Genomic DNA, 17,424 nt, shown 5'->3' with positions numbered 1-17,424 from the left:
CCAGCCGCTGGCCGGCCCCGGCCGGCTGCCGCCCGGTTGACCGCCCCCCCGCCGGGTCAGCCCACCAGCATGCGCTTCAGCTCGCGGGCCGCGCGTGGGGGAGCCACGTCGGTGCGGTGGGCCAGGGCCACCGTGCGGCGCAGCGGGGACCCGGCGAGCGGGGTCACCCGCAGACCGGGACCGGCGCGGTCCACCACCATCGCCGGGACCACCGCGATGCCCAGCCCCGCCCGGACGAAGCCCAGAACCGCGTCCATCTCGCCGCCCTCCACGGTGAAGACCGGCTCGAAGCCCTCCGCGCGGCAGGCCGCCACGGTCAGCTCCCGCAAGTCGTAGCCGTGCCGGAACATCACCATCGGCTCGTCGCGCAGGCCCCGTACGGTCAGCTCGCCGCCCCCGCCCGGCGCCGGCCGCTCCGTCGACGAGACCACCACCAGGTCCTCCGTCAGCAGGTCCACCGTGGTCAGGGCCGGAGCCGAGGGCGGCAGCGGCAGCGCGATCAGGGCGAGGTCCAGGGCCCCGCGCGCGAGCTCCCGTACGAGGTCCAGCGAACCGCTCTCCTCGATCAGCAGCTCGATCCCCGGATGCGCGGCGTGGAAGGCGCGCAGCACGTCCGGCAGCAGGCCCGTGCACACGCTCGGGGTGGCGCCCAGCCGGACCCGCCCGCGCCGCAGCTGCGCCAGTTCCTGCACCTCCAGCCGCGCGGTGTCCGCGTCCGCCAGGATCCGCCGGGCCAGCGGCAGCAGCGTCTCGCCCGCATCGGTGAGCGCGATGTTGCCGCGCGCCCGGCTGAAGAGCTCGGCCCCGAGTTCCCGTTCGAGCGCCTTGATCTGCTGGGAGAGCGACGGCTGGGCCACGTGCACCCGCTCCGCCGCCCGGGTGAAGTGCCGGGTCTCGGCGACGGCCACGAAGTACAGGAGCTGTTGGAACTGCATCAGCCCAGCGTAACGCGACGCATAGGCAGCCCCTATCGATTTGAGCTCGACCATGTCTTGGACCTTTCGGGACCTCGGTCCCTACCGTCGACGACATGGCTCTGGCAACGCGGACGGCTCGACGGCCGTCCACCACGCGCACACTCTGGGACTCCTCCGTCGGCAAGAAGTCCGTGATGGCCGTCTCCGGTCTGGTGATGCTCGGCTACCTCGTCGTGCACATGCTCGGCAACCTCAAGATCTTCTTCGGCTCGGACGAGTTCAACGGCTACGCCCACTGGCTGCGCACCCTCGGCTCGCCCTTCCTCCACCACGAGTGGGCCCTGTGGATCGTCCGCGTGGTGCTCCTCGCCGCGGTCGTCGCGCACGCCGTGTCCGCCTACCAGCTCAGCCGGCGCGACATCAAGGCACGCCCGGTCAAGTACGCGCACAAGCGCCGCCGCGCGAGCTACGCCACCCGGACCATGCGCTGGGGCGGCACCATCCTCGGCCTCTTCATCGTCTGGCACCTGCTCGACCTCACCACGCTCACCGTCAACGAGCGCGCCTGGGCCGGCCACCCGTACGAGAACGTCCTCGCGACCTTCTCCACCTGGTACGGGAACACCATCTACATCGTGGCGATGGCCGCGCTCGGCCTGCACGTCCGGCACGGCTTCTGGAGCGCCGCCCAGACCCTCGGCGCGGGCAGCGCCCGGCGCGACCGGACGCTGAAGTCCCTCGCCAACGCCCTCGCGCTCGTCCTCTTCGCGGGCTTCGTCTCCGTGCCCGTCGCCGTCATGACCGGAGTCGTGAACTGACCGTGAACAGCTACGCGAACCACACCACCGGTGCACCCGTCGCCGACACCAAGGCCCCCGAAGGCCCGATCGCCGACCGCTGGGACCGCCGCCGCTTCGAGGCCAAGCTGGTCAATCCGGCCAACCGCCGCAAGGACACCGTCATCGTCGTCGGCACGGGCCTCGCGGGCGGCGCGGCCGGCGCCACCCTCGCCGAGCAGGGCTACCACGTCGTCCAGTTCTGTTTCTCCGACTCCCCGCGCCGGGCCCACTCCATCGCGGCCCAGGGCGGCATCAACGCGGCCAAGAACTACCGCAACGACGGCGACTCCGTGCACCGCCTCTTCTACGACACCGTCAAGGGCGGCGACTTCCGCGCCCGCGAGTCCAACGTGCACCGCCTGGCCCAGATCTCCGTCGAGATCATCGACCAGTGCGTGGCCCAGGGCGTCCCCTTCGCCCGCGAGTACGGCGGACTCCTCGACACCCGCTCCTTCGGCGGCGTCCAGGTCTCCCGCACCTTCTACGCCCGCGGCCAGACCGGCCAGCAACTGCTCCTCGGCGCCTACCAGGCGCTCTCCCGGCAGATCGCCGCGGGCAACGTCGAGATGCACGCCCGCACCGAGATGCTCGACCTGGTCGTCGTCGACGGCGTGGCCCGCGGCATCGTGGCCCGCGACCTGATCACCGGCCAGATCTCCACCCACTACGCCGACGCGGTGGTCCTGGCGAGCGGCGGCTACGGCAACGTCTTCTACCTCTCCACCAACGCCATGAATTCCAACGCGACCGCCGTGTGGCGGGCGCACCGGCGCGGCGCGTACTTCGCCAACCCCTGCTTCACCCAGATCCACCCCACCTGCATCCCTCGCACCGGCGACCACCAGTCCAAGCTCACGCTGATGAGCGAGTCCCTGCGCAACGACGGCCGGATCTGGGTCCCCAAGGCCAAGGGCGACACCCGCCCCGCGGCCGAGATCCCCGAAGCGGAGCGCGACTACTACCTGGAGCGGATCTACCCCTCCTTCGGCAACCTCGTGCCCCGCGACATCGCCTCCCGTGCCGCCAAGAACGTCTGCGACGAGGGCCGCGGCGTCGGCCCCGGCGGCCAGGGCGTCTACCTCGACTTCGCCGACGCCATCCTCCGCATGGGGCGGGACAAGGTCGCCGAGAAGTACGGCAACCTCTTCGAGATGTACGAGCGGATCACCGCGGAGAACCCGTACGAGGTCCCCATGCGGATCTACCCCGCCGTGCACTACACGATGGGCGGCCTGTGGGTCGACTACGACCTCCAGACGACCGTCCCCGGCCTGTTCGCGATCGGCGAGGCCAACTTCTCCGACCACGGCGCGAACCGCCTCGGCGCCTCCGCCCTGATGCAGGGCCTCGCCGACGGTTACTTCGTACTGCCGTCCACGATCAACGACTACCTGGCGCGGCACCCGCACCGGGACACGGTGGACGACGACCACCCCGAGGCGGTGGCCGTCGTGCGCGAGACCCGGGAGCGGCTCGCGCGGCTGCTCGCCGTCGACGGCGACCGCACCCCCGACTCCTTCCACCGCGAGATCGGCGAACTCATGTGGGAGTACTGCGGGATGGCCCGCAGCGAGGACGGGCTGCGCAAGGCGCTCGACCGCATCCCGGAGATCCGCGCGGAGTTCTGGCGCCGGATCAAGGTTCCGGGCAGCGGCGAGGAGTTCAACCAGTCGCTGGAGAAGGCCAACCGCATCGTCGACTACCTCGAACTCGCCGAGCTGATGTGCCTCGACGCGCTCCACCGAGCCGAATCCTGCGGCGGCCACTTCCGCGAGGAGTCCCAGACCCCGGACGGCGAGGCGGCCCGCCAGGACGAGGCCTTCTCCTACGCCGCCGCCTGGGAGTTCACAGGCACCGGGGCCGCCCCCGTCCTGCACAAGGAAGACCTCGTCTTCGAGTACGTCCACCCCACTCAGCGGAGCTACGCATGAAGCTCACCCTGCGCGTCTGGCGCCAGCGCGGCGCCGACGCCCCCGGCCACATGGCCTCGTACGAGGTCGAGGGGATCTCCGAGGACATGTCCTTCCTGGAGATGCTCGACACCCTCAACGAGGACCTCATCCTGCGCGGTGAGGACCCGGTCGCCTTCGACCACGACTGCCGCGAGGGCATCTGCGGCGCCTGCAGCCTCGTCATCAACGGCGACGCCCACGGCCCGGAGCGCACCACCACCTGTCAGCTGCACATGCGGTCCTTCACCGACGGCGACACGATCGACGTCGAGCCCTGGCGGGCCGCGGCCTTCCCGGTGGTCAAGGACCTCGTCGTCGACCGCGGCGCCTTCGACCGGATCATCCAGGCCGGCGGCTACATCACCGCCCCGACCGGCGCCGCCCCCGAGGCCCACGCCACCGCCGTGCCCAAGGCCGACGCCGACTTCGCCTTCGAGCACGCCGAGTGCATCGGCTGCGGCGCGTGCGTGGCGGCCTGCCCCAACGGCTCTGCGATGCTCTTCACCTCCGCCAAGGTCAACCACCTGAACGTCCTCCCGCAGGGCTCGCCGGAGCGGGAGTCCCGGGTGCTGGACATGGTGGCCCGGATGGACGACGAGGGCTTCGGCGGCTGCACCCTCACCGGGGAATGCGCCACGGCCTGCCCGAAGGGCATCCCGCTGCCGTCGATCGCGGCGATGAACAAGGAGTGGCTGCGGGCGGTGCGCAAGGGCCCCCGCTGAGCGAACCGCGACGCAGGGCCGGCGCCCTGCAGCCGCCTCACCAGCCCCCGTACTGGCGCCCGCGGCCGGGTGCCGCCGCCGGGCCGGGCCCCGTCCCGTCCCGACCGGCCGACCCGGTCCGCCGGCCGGGCGCCCGTACGGGCCGTACGCCGCGCCCCGCCCGCGCAGGCGGCGGGCCCGCCCGGCCCGCGGGCCGGCCCTGCGCCGATCGGCTGACCGGCGCAGCCCAGCTCGCGCCGTGCCCCGGCGGCGCGCGGGCCATGGGGGACAGTGGCCCCATGCCACAAGCCCCCACCGGGTCCGGACCGCGCCGCCGAGCCGTACTGGCCGCCGCCCTCGCCCCGCTGGCCGCGGCCGGCTGCTCCGGCGGGGAAGCCCCCCGGACCTCCGCGCCCGGCCCGGAGGCCGGTCCCAAGGACGCCCTGATCATGCTGATCCGGCACGCGGAGAAGCCGTACGCCGGTGACACCGGCTGGGACGAGGAGGGCGAGGGCGATCCCGGCTCGCTGGCCGGCCGCGGATGGCGGCGGGCCGAGCAGCTCCCGCGCCTCTTCCCGCCGTCCAAGGGCTCCTCGCTGCCCCGCCCCGCCGCGGTCTTCGCGGCCGGCGGCAAGGACCGCGCCCCCGCGAGGTGCAGGCAGACCGTGTCGGCGCTGGCCACCTCGCTGCGCACCCCCGTCCGCGGCCAGTTCGCCGTCGGTTCCGAACCGGCCCTCGTCCAAGCCGTGTTGGCCGCACCCACGCCCGTACTCGTCTGCTGGGAGCACAGCGGCGTGCCCCGCCTGATCCGGGCCCTCGGCGCCCACCAGGTCCCCGGCATCCCCGCGACCTGGCCCGACCGCTACGACCTCGTCTGGGAGTTCACCCGGCGCCGGGGCCTGTGGAGCTTCCGCGAACTGCCGCAGCACCTGCTGCCGGGGGACGCGTAGGGCCTGCGGGTCCCGGGGACCGCACGGGGCGTCCGCGGAGGGCATCTTCCTTACGGAAAGCCGGTGTTGGGGTAGCGGAGGTACGCGCGGGAAGGGTCACGGGTGTGCGCCGAACCCCTGCCGCCCTGGCCGTCCTCGCCGTCACCCTCACTTCAGCCTTCTGCGTCCTCGCCGCGCCCGGACCACCCGCTGCCGCTGCCCCCGCCAGCGTCCCCGCTGCCCCCGCCGAAGCCGGCAGCGCTGCCGGCACGGCCCGGCTGACCAGCTACAACATCTGCGGCAACATGTGCTCCGGTCCGCCCTACGGCGCGGATCGCCGGATCGCCGCCGTGGCCGCCGAAGCCGACCCCGGGGGCTGGGGCGCCGACCAGCTCTTCCTCCAGGAGGTGTGCGAGCACCAGTACGGCGCGCTCGTCGACCGCCTGGGGCCGCTCGGCTACGGCGGGTTCTACTCCGCCACGCTGCCGGCAGGGAACCCGGCCATCTGCGAGGGGAACGCGTACGGGAACGCCGTTCTCGTGCGCGGCCCGGTCCAGGACACGGCCGACCTCGACCTGACCGTGGGCGGCGAACGCGAACCGATCACGGTGCCCTGCGCCCTGGCCTCCCTCTCGGACCGGCCCACCTGGTCCTGCTCGGTCCACCTCTACTGGGACGACGGGACCCTCGCCGTGCCCGAGGCCGACCGGCTGGCGGAGCAGGCGCGCAAGTGGCTGGACGACGGATTCGCCGTCGTCCTCGGCGGGGACTTCAACCACTCCCCGCGCACCGCCACGCTGTCGCGCTTCTACCTGCCGGAAAGAGGGGACGGCGCCCACGGATCCTTCATCGAGGCCGACGAGAGCGACGCCGAGTTCTTCGACCACGCCGTCTGCCCGCCCGCCTCCACTTCCGCGTGCCGGTCGGGCGAGACGAGCTTCGGTGCGAAGAAGCTCGACTACCTCTTCCTCGGCGCCCCGCACTTCCGGGCCGCGAGCGCCGACGCCCTCCCGCTCGACACGAACGTCTCGGACCACAACCTGCTGCGCGTCACGGCCACCGCCACCTGACCGGCAGGACCGGCCGCCGCCCCCGATCGCCATGCCTGACCACCTCGCCCGAGTGCCATGCCTGACCGCAATAACCGATCGCCATGCCTGACCGCCATGCCTGACCGCCATGCCTGACCGCCATCCGAACCGTGCCGTCCCGGCCGGACCCGGCCCGTCTCCTACCCGTCGAGCGCCCGCGCCAGGTACGCCGCAGTGCGGCCCCGGCCCGCCGCCGCCACCTGCGCCGGGGTGCCCTCCGCGACCACCCGGCCGCCCGCCGTACCGCCGCCCGGGCCCAGGTCGATCACCCAGTCCGCGCCGGCCACCACGTCCATGTCGTGCTCCACGACCACCACCGAGTGCCCGGCGTCCACCAGCCCGTGCAACTGCCGCAGCAGCACCCGTACATCGGCCGGATGCAGGCCGGTCGTCGGCTCGTCCAGCAGGTACAGCGTGTGGTCCCGCCGCAGCCGCTGCAGCTCCGTGGCCAGCTTGATCCGCTGCGCCTCGCCGCCCGACAGCTCGGTGGCCGGCTGTCCCAGCCGCAGGTAGCCCAGCCCGATGTCCTCCAACGCGCGCAGGCTGCGCGCCGCCGCCGGGACCTCCGCGAAGAAGGCGGCCGCGGATTCCACCGTCAGCCCGAGCACCTCCGCGATGTCCAGGCCTTCGTAACGGACCTCCAGCGTCTCGGAGTTGTACCGGGCGCCGGCGCACTCCGGGCACGGGGCGTACGTGCTGGGCAGGAACAGCAGCTCCACCGACACGAACCCCTCGCCCTGGCAGGTCTCGCACCGGCCGCCCGCCACGTTGAAGGAGAACCGGCCCGCCTTCCAGCCGCGGGCCTTCGACTCCGGCGCCGCCGTGAAGAGCCGCCGCACGACGTCGAACAGGCCCGTGTACGTCGCCAGGTTGGACCGCGGGGTCCGCCCGATCGGCTTCTGGTCCACCTCCACGAGCCGCCGTACGGGAAAGTCCGCCTCGGCGAGCCGCTCACCGACCTCGCGGGCCAGTACCTGCCCCACCAGCGTGGACTTCCCCGATCCCGACACCCCGGTCACGGCCGTGAACACCCCCAGCGGGAACCGCGCGTCCAAGTCCCGCAGGTTGTGCCGGTCCACCCCGGTCAGGCGGACTTCCCCGGTCGCCGTGCGCACCGGCCGCGCCGCCGCGGCCAGCTCCCGCGCCGCGAACAGGTGCCGGGCCGTCGCCGACCCCTCCACACCGGCCAGCTCCTGCGGCGGCCCGCTGTGGAGCACCTGCCCGCCGTGCTCCCCGGCCAGCGGCCCCACGTCCACCAGCCAGTCCGCGTGCCGCACCACATCCAGATGGTGTTCGACGACGAATACGGTGTTCCCGGCCTCCTTCAGCCGGTCCAGTACGCCGAGCAGCGCCTCGGTGTCGGCCGGGTGCAGCCCCGCCGACGGCTCGTCCAGCACGTACACCACGCCGAACAGGCCCGACCGCAGCTGCGTCGCCAGCCGCAGCCGCTGCAGCTCGCCAGCGGACAGGCTCGGCGCGGTCCGGTCCAGGCTCAGATAGCCCAGTCCCAGCTCCGTGACCGGCCCGATCCTGGAGCGCAGGTCCGCCGCGAGCACCCGGGCGGCCTCCCCGTCCAGCGGCGCCCCGGCCAGCACGGCGTCCAGATCGCTCAGTGCCAGCCCCGCCAGCTCCGCGATGGTCCGCCCCGCGAAGGTGACGGCCAGAGCCTCCGGACGCAGCCGCCGCCCTTCGCACACCGGGCAGGGCGAATCGGCGAGGAACCTCTCGGCGCGCGCCCGCAGCGTGGCGCTCTTGCTGTCGGAGAAGGTCCGCATGACGTAGCGGTGGGCGCTCATGTACGTGCCTTGGTACGGCCGTTGGATCCGTTCGGCCTCACGCACCGGGTGCACGGTCACCACCGGCTGTTCCTCGGTGAACAGGATCCACTCGCGGTCCTTCGCGGACAGCTCCCGCCACGGCCGGTCCACGTCGTGGCCGAGGGCCTCCAGGATGTCCCGCAGGTTCTTGCCCTGCCAGGCACCGGGCCAGGCGGCGACGGCACCCTGACGGATCGACAGGCCGGGGTCCGGAACGAGGAGTTCCTCGCTGGTGCGGTGGATCCGGCCGAGCCCGTGGCACGAAGGGCAGGCCCCGGAGGCGGTGTTGGGCGAGAACGAGTCGGAGTCGAGCCGCGGCGCGCCGGGCGGATAGGTTCCGGCGCGGGAATACAGCATCCGCAGGGAGTTGGACAGCAGCGTCACCGTGCCGACGGAGGAGCGCGAGCCGGGCGAGGAGCGGCGCTGCTCCAGTGAGACGGCCGGCGGCAGCCCGGTGACGGAGTCCACCTTCGGGGCGCCGATCTGGTGGATGAGCCGGCGGGCGTACGGGGCCACCGACTCGAAGTAGCGGCGCTGGGCCTCGGCGTAGAGCGTGCCGAAGGCGAGCGAGCTCTTGCCGGACCCGGACACCCCGGTGAAGACGGTCAGCGCGTCGCGCGGGATGTCCACGTCGACGCCGCGCAGGTTGTGTTCCCGGGCGCCCCGGACCCGTACGAAGGGGTCACGGGGCGCCTGAGGATCGGTGAACTGGTGCATTCGCCCCAGTTTAGGGCCTGGTCGGCTGTGCGGCGGCGTTAGCGGCCGGCGGCCGTGATGGCCTCGGCCACCGCCGGATGCTTCAGGTAGTCGAGCACGCTGTGCGGCCACAAGGGGGCGATGCTGATCTCCGGCCGCCCCTCCACCCCCTCGAACACCCGGGCCAGCTCCCCCTTCGGGACGGCCACGAAGTCTCCGACGTCCGCGATGTCGACCCACCGCCGCACACCCGGAGGCCTGGCACCCCGGCCCTCCAGCGGACCCGGATCGAGGCGGTGGAAGACGGCGTTCGGCAGCGCCAGCGGGGACCCCAGGGTCAGCAGGAGCCGTACGTCGAGTTCGCCCGCCAGGTCGTGCAGGGCCTCGTAGGCGACCACACTGCCCAGCGAATGCGCCACGACGACGTCCGGCCGGTGCCGGACCATCGCCGTTTTCACCCGCTCGCGCACGAGGTCGCGCCCGGCGGCGAAGTACCGCGCCACCTCGGGGAAGAACAGCTTGATGCTCTTCTCCACCACCGCGGGGTTCTGCTCGGTCCGCTCGGCGACCTGCCCGCAGATCCACCGCAGCCAGCCCGTGGCCCGGCCCTGCGCCCCGCTCGGATCGATTCCCCAGACCCTCGCCCACTGCTCGACCAGCGCCAGCTCGTCGTCGGCCAGATCCGCACTCTGCCGTTCGCTGCGCAGCAGGTCGGCGTAGTAGGCCGTCTCCAGGTCGAGCCCGGGGGCGGCCGCCCCGATGGCGGCGAGCCAGTCGGCGCGCAGCCGGGCACTGCCCAGGTGGTGCGTGCTGTCGGCGGCCTTGTAGTTGCGGACGCCGTGGATGCCGAGGACGCGGGTCATACGGGGGGCTCCTCCGAATCGGTGTCGCCGCAGTCGTAGACCGCGAGGGCTCCGTTGATGGTGACGAACAGCTTCCCCGATCCTGCGAACCCGAAGGTGTCCGGTGGGTCGGGCAGCGGAATGCGCCTGACGAGGCGCAGACCGTGGGTTGCCCAGATCTTGATCACCGAGGTCTTCGAATGCTCCATGACCGCGAGTGCGAACCACTTGCTGTCGGGGGAGAAGGCAAGGCGGTGCGGGGCCTGCGGGTGTCCGCCGATGCGGAGGGTCTCGGCGGGCGGAGGGGGGAGCGAGCCTGTGCGGAGGACCTGCAGGGATCCGGAGTAGTTCGAGGCGATCAGGAGCCGGCTGTCGGGCGAGAAGAGGAAATGGGAGCCGCTTCTCCCGGGCACCTTCGCGAGTGTTTCCCCGGTGGCCGGATCGCGGAGTTCGAGACGTCCTGTGTTCCTGTTGAGGACGGCGATCAGCCGCCCGTCGGGCGAGCCGACGGTGGACGGGGCGAACTGCGTGAGCTTCGGCGCCTGATTTTCCTCTCCCAGCCCGTTCCAGAGGCGTAGGCGCCCCTCCCCGTCACCGCTGATCAGCAGCGACGGATTCGAGGGGTGGAACGTCACGGAAGTGTTGTAGGAGCCTCTGCCGGCAAGGTTGCTGACCGTTTGCCCCGAGGAGACCTCGACGACGTCCAACGAACTCCAGCTGCCGATCGCCAGGAGTGCTCCGTCGGAGGAGAAGGAGAGGCCACCGCCGACGATCATGGGCTTCTGGCCCACCCGGCGTATCCATGCGAGCGTCTCGCAGGACCAGAGACCGACCCCCCCGTTGTCGAGTGCGGCGAGCAGGCGGCCGTCCGGCGAGAAGGCGATGGCCCGGGCCTTCTCCGTGCTGAGGGACACGCGGTTCCAGTCGTTCGTCGTCCAGACGGCCAGCCCGCGTCCACCACTCACGGCCAGCAGTTCCCCGTCGGGGCTGAACCGTACGTCGTCGACACCTTCGCTGTGCTGGAGGCTCACCTCCTCGACCGGATGCCCGCCGGTCACATCCCAGACGGAGGCACCGAGGTCGTGGCGTCCGACCGCGAGCCGACGGCCGTCGGGGGAGAAGGCGAGGGCGCTGACCCTCCCGGTCACGTGGTGCCAGGGCTCTCCGACAAGAGTGCGCTTCTCGACGTCCCAGAACTGGATGCTCCGTGTCCAGGCGTTCGTTCCGAACGCGAGCAGACGGCCGTCCGGCGAGAACGCGAGGTCGGTGATCGAGGCATGCGAATGGCCGAACAAGGGCGCGATCGCGCGCCACGTATCCGTCTCGACGACGTGCACGCCTTGACTCGTGGCAGCCGCGACGAGGCCACCGTCCGGCGAGAACGCCACATCGTGGACCGCCGAGCTCACACTTTCGATGAAGCGGGTGCTGGCGTCCACCTGGCCACCCTCTGCCCAGAGAAGGGAATGAGCCTCTTCCGGCTGGAAGGCGACCATCCCAGCGATGCGGGCGAACTGCTTGCGGCGCTTCGGAAGGTTCAACCGGTCGGCGTCGAAGGCGCACACCGACGCGCGGTCGGACGCCTTCCTGATCTGCGCGTGCGCGGACCACGAGGCACTCAGGAGCCGGACGTACTCGGCGGCCTGCTCGGACCGCGTCATGTCGATCGCCCGGTGATCCTGCCGGGGGTCGAAGCGGATGAGGAAGTAGGGGTCGGTCAGGAGCAACTCCGCGGACTCGGCCGCATCGGCCGCGGCGACGTGCCCCAGCGCGTGCCGCAGCACGTACGGTTCTGCGGCGTACCAGTTGTCGCAGGGCTCGGCGGCACCCGTCGTGAAGGGCCCGACGATTTCCGAGAGCAGCCTCCGTTCGAGGTCCAGGCTCTGGGCGGCGTCCACCGCATCCGAACTCACCGGGTGGTCGCGCAAGTAGTCCGCCAGCCCCTGGTGGAAGATCCGGTAGAGGGCCACGTCGCTCTCCGGGTCGACTCCGGTACGGAGGAACGGCGAAGCCTCCCGCAGCGTGTCGAGGAACTTCTTGTCGGTGATGTCGTCGGCATCCATGGCCTTGAGGCAACGACGCAAGGTCGTCAGCGGCATTCCGTCCCCGTGCGACCGGGCGAGGATCGAGAGGACCGCACGCAACGAGGGGAACTCGTCGTGCCGGGCGAGGAGGACGGCCTCCATCAGGTCCGGCAGGTCCGCCGATGCCTCCCGGGCGTAGGCCCGCGCCGCGGTCTCGTCCTGCGGGGGGTACTTCAGGGTGACCAGGTAGTGCACGTACAGGCCGGCGAGCAGGAACGGTCCCCACAAGCTGTCCGAGCGCAGGTGACGGACGATGCCGCTCGCCCCTCGCTTCGCGAGCGTGTCGACGAACTCCGATGAGGGGCCGCTGGCGTAGGGCTTGCCGGCACGAAGCAGCCGCGCGATGTAATGGCGTACGTCTTCCTCCAGCGCGACGGGATCCGCCGTGTCCAGATCGATCTGGTCGGCGGCGATCTCCGCGAGCTCCTCGGCGCTGGACAGCCCCGCCATCACCTCGCGCCGTCCGCCCAGCAGGACCCTGCACGGCGCATTCGCCAGCGTGCCGTCCCGCCGTTCCGGCGCGAGGAGGCCGCTGATCAGTCGCAGGACCGCGGGAGGGTCGGTGCTCTCGTCCACGGCGTCCACCACGAGGAGACGGTGCTTCTGCTCCTGGGCGAGGGCCTTGCGCAGGAGGGCGCCGGTCCACTGGACGGGGTCGGCGCTCCCCGTTTCCCTTTCGCGGGCCTGGTCCTCAGGGTTCTCCTCGTCCTTGGGCGGTTCGAGTCCCGTCTGCTCCACGATGATGTCGATCACCTGCTGCACCGAGCGCTGGCGTGCGTGCAGGGCGACGATGTCGGGGACCTCCGGAAGATCGTGCGCGGCGGACTCCCACAGCTCCCTGACACCCCGTCGGAGCTTCGGGGCCGCCGCGCACACGACGAGGCCCAGCAGCCCCGACTTGCCGGCGCCTGCCGCACCCGTAACCGTCAGCAGGGGGCCGTCGCCCGCCAGCCACGTGTGGTAGCGCTTCAGCTCCGCGGCGCGGCCCGAGAAGAAGCCCGTCCTGTCGTCGGCGGAGATGAGACCGCGCCCGGACGCGCGGTCGATGAAGTAGAGGCTGTCGCTGATCTCCTTGCCCGCCGCGACCTGGGTGCCCAGGTCTCCCAGGTCCTCGCCGGGAACGAAGCCCAGGGAGCGGCGCTGCAACTGGAGTTGTTCCGGAGTGCGTTCGGCCGTCAGGGGGTTCGGGAGGAACGGCCACTCGCCGTCGCCCTGCTCCACGCTGAAGCCGAGGGACATGCGCCACGTGGTGTCCGCCTTGACCTCGGCGATCAGAGCCCGGACGAACCGGGTGAACCCGATCGACTCGACGTCCAGGGCGAAGTCGGTGAAGAACAGCGCGTCCAACGCCTTCGCGACCCATCCGCTGAACCGGCCGCGTTCCGTCGGCGAGCTGCTGATGGACGCGCCGAGCGACCAGACGCCGCGTTCGCCGTCGAGTTCGGAGATGGGCTGCCGTCCCGTCGCGGTGCCCGCCCCGCAGGTGTCGACCAGGAACACCACGCGCTGGCCGTCCCCGCCCCGCTCGGCTTCCCGCTGCGCCTTCTCGATCCACCGGTCCACGTCGACCTCGCGGTCGTCGCGGGCCACGAAGGAGAGCCGGCCGCTGCGGTCGGTCCGTCCGTGTCCGATCATATGGATGACGACGACATCGGCGGACTTCCGCTCGTCGACGATCCACTTCCGCAACAGGGCGTCGATCTCGCCTTCGGTCCCGTCCAGCGATGTCTCCACCACCGCCCCGAACTGCTCGAAGGCCTTCCCGACCTCCTCGATCCGATCGGCGACGAAGCCGAGCTCCTCCATGTCGGAGCCATCGCGGAAGCTTCCCACCCCGATCGACAGCACCATCAACCCGGGCGCGCCCTGGCCGCCTGATCTCCTGTTCAACACAACTCCCGCACAGTTCAGTTGACCCCGCACCGGAGACGCGACCGGCGCAGTTCACTGACGCTACCCGATGCCGGAGCCGGCCAGAGCGCGTCCGCGGGAACCCCTAGAGACCCGCCACGCGGGCCAGGCGTGCGTATGAGTCCAGGAGTGCCGTGCGGTCGTACGTGGAGGTGGTGACCAGGAGTTCGTCCGCGCCCGTCAGGGCGGCGACCTCGGAGAGCTGCGCCGCCACCTCGTCCTCGGTGCCGTGGATGTGGCCGGCCAGGGCGCCCTCGTACAGGTCCCGCTCCTTCGGGGGCATCTCCAGGGCCTCGATCTCCTCCGCCGGGCGGAGCGGCGGGAAGCTGCCCCGGGTGCGGGAGCGGGCGACGGACCAGGCCTCCGGGACCAGAATGCGGTGGGCCTCATCCGTGGTGGCGGCGACCGCCACCGTTCCGGAGACGACCACGTACGGCTCCGCGGCCCGGGCGGAGGGCCGGAACTCCTTGCGGTACGCCTCCACGATCTCCCTCACCCGGTCGCGGGCCCGCAGGTCGCCCACCACCAGCGGCAGGCCGGCCCGGGCGGCGATCCCCGCTCCTTCGCCGGTGGCCAGGACGTACGCCGGTATCCGCAGCCCTTCGGCGGGCCGGGCGTGCACCTCGGGGTGCGCCTGCTGGGTGCCGTCGAGCCAGCCCAGCAGCTCGGTCAGCTGCTCCTCGAAGCGGTCGGCGTCCCCGGTGTCGCGGCCCAGCGCCCGCCGGATCCCGTTGGTGAAGCCGACCGAGCGGCCGAGTCCCATGTCGATCCGGCCGGGGAACAGCGACTCCAGCACCCCGAACTGCTCCGCGACCACCAGCGGCTGGTGGTTGGGGAGCATCACCCCGCCCGTGCCGACCCGGACCCGGCGGGTCGCGCCGGCGACGGCCGCGGCCAGCACGGTCGGCGCCGAGCCCGCGACCCCGGGCACGCTGTGGTGCTCCGACACCCAGAAGCGGTGGTAGCCGAGCTCCTCGGCAGTCCGGGCCAGCTCCACGGTGTCGCGCAGGGACTGCGGGGCCGGGTGGCCCTCGCGGGTGCGGGACCGGTCGAGAATCGAGAGTTTTCGGATCACAGAGGAGTCAACGCCCGGGGGCCGTCAGGATTCCCCCTCGCGCTGCCTCCACTCGCTTCCCCGACTCGCTTCCCCGCGCCCCTCCGCCGGGGCCGCACCCGTGTCGGTGCCCGGCCCTAGGCTGGCCGGATGAGCGAGAAGCGCACCTCTCGGCCGCTGGCCGTCTTCGACATCGACAACACCCTGGCGGACACCGGCCATCGCCAGCACTTCCTGGAGCGCCGCCCCCGCGACTGGACCGGCTTCTTCGGCGCGGCCCCGGCCGATCCGCCGCTCGCGCGCGGCGTGGCGCTGGCGGCGGAGAGCGCGGCCGACTGCGAGGTGGTGTACCTGACCGGGCGCCCCGAGCGGTGCAGGGCCGACACCGTCGACTGGCTCACCCGGCACGGGCTGCCCGAGGGGCGGCTGTGGATGCGGGGGAACCAGGACCGGCGGCCGGCCCGCACGACCAAGCTGGAGGTGCTGGGACGGATCGCCCGCGGCCGGGAGGTGCGCATGCTCGTGGACGACGACGAGCTCGTCTGCCAGGCCGCGCGGGCCGCCGGTTTCCGGGTGGTACTGGCAGACTGGGCGGCGGACGCGCCGGAGCTCGAATCCGCGCAGGAGGTCGAGGGCCGGACGTGACGGGGCCGGGCCGGGGGCCGAGCGCCGGGCGGGTGCTCAGTCCTCGCCCTCGAGGCGGAAGCCGACCTTGAGGCCCACCTGGTAGTGGGCGATCTCCCCGTTCTCGATGTGGCCGCGCACCTGGACCACCTCGAACCAGTCCAGGTTCCGCACGGTCTGGCCCGCGCGGGCGATCCCGTTGCGGATGGCCTGATCGATGCCCTCGTGGGAGGTGCCGACGATCTCGGTCACCCGGTACGTGTGATTGGACATGGGGGTCTCCCGACAGTGGGTGGCTTTTGCCTGTTTCTACGGTGCCCCAGTAAGACCGGCTCCGCGAACTTTGCGCCAACAATCCCGAGCGCAAGGTCCTTGACCCGCCTATTGGTCTATGCCAATTTCGAGCCATCTGAGATCGAGCCCCCAGAAGGTGACCCTCTTGAAGATGCGCTTCCCCGCCCTGTGCACCGCCCTCGCGGCCGCCACCGCCCTCACGGGCTGCAGCCAGTGGGCCGACTCCGCCGCCGGGCCGCAGAAGGTGACGCTCTGGCTGATGAAGGGCAGCGCCTCGGAGGACTTCATCGGCCGGTTCACCGCTTCGTTCGAGAACGAACACCCCGGTGTCGACCTGGACGTCAAGATCCAGGAGTGGACGGGCATCGGCGACAAGGTGAACGCCGTGCTCGACGGTACGAGCAAGGAGACCGCCGACGTCATCGAGGTCGGCAACACCCAGGTGGCCCAGTACATCGAGAAGGGCGGCCTCTCCGAACTCACCCTCGAGGGCCTGCGCGAATGGGGCAGCAAGGACTGGCTCAAGGGCCTCTCCGACCCGGGCAGCATCAACGGCGCCCAGTACGGCGTCCCCTGGTACGCCGCCAACCGGGTGGTCATCTACCAGAAGGACCTCTTCGCGAACGCCGGGATCAAGACCCCGCCCAAGAACCGCCAGGAGTGGATCCAGGCCACCCAGAAGCTCGACAAGGGCGACCAGCAGGGCATCTACCTCGCCGGCCAGAACTGGTACGTCCTCGCCGGCTTCATCTGGGACGAGGGCGGCGAACTCGCCGTCGAGACCGGCGGCAAGTGGGTCGGCACCCTCGACGACGAGAAGGCCCTGGCCGGCATGGACTTCTACAGGCAGCTCCAGGCCCTCGGCGACGGCCCCGAGGACGCCGACGAGGAGACGCCCCCGCAGTCGCAGGTCTTCGCGCGCGGCCGGACGGCGCAGATCATCGCCCCGCCCGGCCAGGCCGCCGAGATCGAGGCGGCCAACCCCGCCCTGAAGGGCAAGCTGGGCTTCTTCCCGATCCCCGGCAAGACCTCCGACAAGGCGGGCGCCGTGTTCACCGGCGGCTCCGACCTGATCATCCCGGAGCGGACCGGACAGCGGAAGCACGCCGTTGACGTGATCACGGCCCTGGTCAGCGAGAAGTGGCAGACCGCACTCGCCCGCACGATGAGCTACGTGCCGAACAAGACCACCCTCGCGCACGTGGTCGAGGGCAACGAGGGCGCCGCCAGCATGGCCCCCGGCGCCGCCCAGGGCCGGGCCACCCCCACCTCCGCGCGCTGGGCCGAGGTGGAGGCGAAGAATCCGATCAAGCCCTTCATGACGGCCGTGCTCACCGGCCGGGACCCCAAGCAGGCCGCCCGGACGGCCTCCGAGGAGATCGGCAAGGTCCTCAGCTCCGACCGCTGAGCCGGGCCACCGCCGCGGTCAGCGCCACGCTCAGTGCCGCGTTCACCCTCGGCGAGGCCACTGCGGCGTTCACCGCAGAGGCCATCGCGGCGTTCACCGTCGAGTTCAGCGTCCGCACATCCAAGGGCCGCTGAGCGGTCATGTCGAATCCAGCCGGTCACGGAAGAAGTAAAGGAGCCAGGCCACGCACCTGCCGGCCTGGCCCTCCGTGCCCGGATCAGGAGCCGCCATGACCATCGCACCCCTGTCCCCGTCCCCCCTCCCC

14 protein-coding genes are annotated in these 17,424 nt (G+C 71.8%); 7 read left to right on the top strand and 7 right to left on the bottom strand.

All coding sequences use genetic code 11. From position 1 onward, the window contains the following. Nucleotides 1-56: 56 nt before the first annotated feature. The gene (locus PV721_RS30640) at nt 57-935 is read right to left on the bottom strand and encodes a LysR family transcriptional regulator (RefSeq protein WP_319729926.1); all 879 of its coding nucleotides are present in this window, start codon (nt 933-935) and stop codon (nt 57-59) included. Between the two features lie 95 nt (nt 936-1,030). Between PV721_RS30640 and PV721_RS30635 the strand changes: the two genes are divergently transcribed. From PV721_RS30635 to PV721_RS30615, 5 genes are all read left to right on the top strand, one after another. Beyond that, a complete protein-coding gene (locus tag PV721_RS30635) occupies nt 1,031-1,735 on the top strand; it encodes a succinate dehydrogenase (protein WP_319729925.1) in 705 nt (234 codons plus the stop codon). Nucleotides 1,736-1,737: 2 nt separating this feature from the next. After that, nucleotides 1,738-3,687: a fumarate reductase/succinate dehydrogenase flavoprotein subunit gene (locus PV721_RS30630; RefSeq protein ID WP_319729922.1), complete on the top strand. Its 1,950-nt coding sequence runs from the start codon at nt 1,738-1,740 to the stop codon at nt 3,685-3,687. Further along, on the top strand, nt 3,684-4,430 hold the full coding sequence (locus PV721_RS30625) for a succinate dehydrogenase/fumarate reductase iron-sulfur subunit (RefSeq protein ID WP_319729919.1): 747 nt from the start codon (nt 3,684-3,686) through the stop codon (nt 4,428-4,430). The genes PV721_RS30630 and PV721_RS30625 overlap by 4 nt, the downstream gene beginning before the upstream one ends. 278 nt (nt 4,431-4,708) lie before the next feature. Next, entirely contained in the window at nt 4,709-5,359 is a 651-nt protein-coding gene (locus tag PV721_RS30620) for a hypothetical protein (RefSeq protein ID WP_319729916.1), read from the top strand. A 104-nt stretch (nt 5,360-5,463) separates the two neighbouring features. Continuing rightward, nucleotides 5,464-6,408, top strand: a complete 945-nt coding sequence (locus PV721_RS30615; RefSeq protein WP_319729913.1) for an endonuclease/exonuclease/phosphatase family protein — start codon at nt 5,464-5,466, stop codon at nt 6,406-6,408. A gap of 161 nt (nt 6,409-6,569) precedes the next feature. Here PV721_RS30615 and PV721_RS30610 read toward each other — a convergent pair whose 3' ends face one another. The 4 genes from PV721_RS30610 to PV721_RS30595 all read right to left on the bottom strand — a co-directional run bounded on the left by PV721_RS30610 (nt 6,570) and on the right by PV721_RS30595 (nt 14,854). Then, on the bottom strand, nt 6,570-8,963 hold the full coding sequence (locus tag PV721_RS30610; RefSeq protein ID WP_319729911.1) for an excinuclease ABC subunit UvrA: 2,394 nt from the start codon (nt 8,961-8,963) through the stop codon (nt 6,570-6,572). Nucleotides 8,964-9,001: 38 nt separating this feature from the next. After that, nucleotides 9,002-9,805 (bottom strand): hypothetical protein, encoded by an 804-nt coding sequence (locus PV721_RS30605; protein WP_319729909.1) that lies wholly within the window; start codon nt 9,803-9,805, stop codon nt 9,002-9,004. After that, nucleotides 9,802-13,758 carry an NACHT and WD repeat domain-containing protein gene (locus PV721_RS30600; protein ID WP_319729907.1) on the bottom strand — a complete coding sequence of 1,319 codons (3,957 nt, stop codon included), beginning with the start codon at nt 13,756-13,758 and terminating at the stop codon, nt 9,802-9,804. The genes PV721_RS30605 and PV721_RS30600 overlap by 4 nt, the downstream gene beginning before the upstream one ends. A gap of 106 nt (nt 13,759-13,864) precedes the next feature. Beyond that, nucleotides 13,865-14,854 (bottom strand): LLM class flavin-dependent oxidoreductase, encoded by a 990-nt coding sequence (locus PV721_RS30595; protein ID WP_319729905.1) that lies wholly within the window; start codon nt 14,852-14,854, stop codon nt 13,865-13,867. Nucleotides 14,855-14,983: 129 nt separating this feature from the next. Between PV721_RS30595 and PV721_RS30590 the strand changes: the two genes are divergently transcribed. Further along, nucleotides 14,984-15,478, top strand: a complete 495-nt coding sequence (locus PV721_RS30590; protein ID WP_319729903.1) for a hypothetical protein — start codon at nt 14,984-14,986, stop codon at nt 15,476-15,478. Nucleotides 15,479-15,514: 36 nt separating this feature from the next. Here PV721_RS30590 and PV721_RS30585 read toward each other — a convergent pair whose 3' ends face one another. Then, complete coding sequence (locus PV721_RS30585) at nt 15,515-15,730, bottom strand: dodecin (protein WP_030663252.1); 216 nt, start codon at nt 15,728-15,730, stop codon at nt 15,515-15,517. A 166-nt stretch (nt 15,731-15,896) separates the two neighbouring features. Between PV721_RS30585 and PV721_RS30580 the strand changes: the two genes are divergently transcribed. Next, entirely contained in the window at nt 15,897-17,159 is a 1,263-nt protein-coding gene (locus PV721_RS30580) for an extracellular solute-binding protein (RefSeq protein ID WP_416371219.1), read from the top strand. Here PV721_RS30580 and PV721_RS30575 read toward each other — a convergent pair. Beyond that, nucleotides 17,143-17,301, bottom strand: a complete 159-nt coding sequence (locus tag PV721_RS30575; RefSeq protein WP_319729891.1) for a hypothetical protein — start codon at nt 17,299-17,301, stop codon at nt 17,143-17,145. The two genes, PV721_RS30580 and PV721_RS30575, sit on opposite strands and share 17 nt — an antisense overlap. Between the last annotated feature and the right edge of the window lie 123 nt (nt 17,302-17,424).

This window comes from Streptomyces sp. MB09-01 (assembly GCF_033794505.1).
GTDB lineage: Bacteria > Actinomycetota > Actinomycetes > Streptomycetales > Streptomycetaceae > Streptomyces.
The sequence above is the reverse complement of the archived record's forward strand: the minus strand, read 5'-3'. Positions and strand labels throughout refer to the sequence as shown.

Coding starts and splice junctions, on each gene's coding strand:
- PV721_RS30640 (WP_319729926.1), bottom strand. CDS start 935: ATGCAGTTCCAACAGCTCCTGTACTTCGTGGCCGTCGCCGAGACCCGG.
- PV721_RS30635 (WP_319729925.1), top strand. CDS start 1,031: ATGGCTCTGGCAACGCGGACGGCTCGACGGCCGTCCACCACGCGCACA.
- PV721_RS30625 (WP_319729919.1), top strand. CDS start 3,684: ATGAAGCTCACCCTGCGCGTCTGGCGCCAGCGCGGCGCCGACGCCCCC.
- PV721_RS30620 (WP_319729916.1), top strand. CDS start 4,709: ATGCCACAAGCCCCCACCGGGTCCGGACCGCGCCGCCGAGCCGTACTG.
- PV721_RS30610 (WP_319729911.1), bottom strand. CDS start 8,963: ATGCACCAGTTCACCGATCCTCAGGCGCCCCGTGACCCCTTCGTACGG.
- PV721_RS30605 (WP_319729909.1), bottom strand. CDS start 9,805: ATGACCCGCGTCCTCGGCATCCACGGCGTCCGCAACTACAAGGCCGCC.
- PV721_RS30590 (WP_319729903.1), top strand. CDS start 14,984: ATGAGCGAGAAGCGCACCTCTCGGCCGCTGGCCGTCTTCGACATCGAC.
- PV721_RS30585 (WP_030663252.1), bottom strand. CDS start 15,730: ATGTCCAATCACACGTACCGGGTGACCGAGATCGTCGGCACCTCCCAC.
- PV721_RS30575 (WP_319729891.1), bottom strand. CDS start 17,301: ATGACCGCTCAGCGGCCCTTGGATGTGCGGACGCTGAACTCGACGGTG.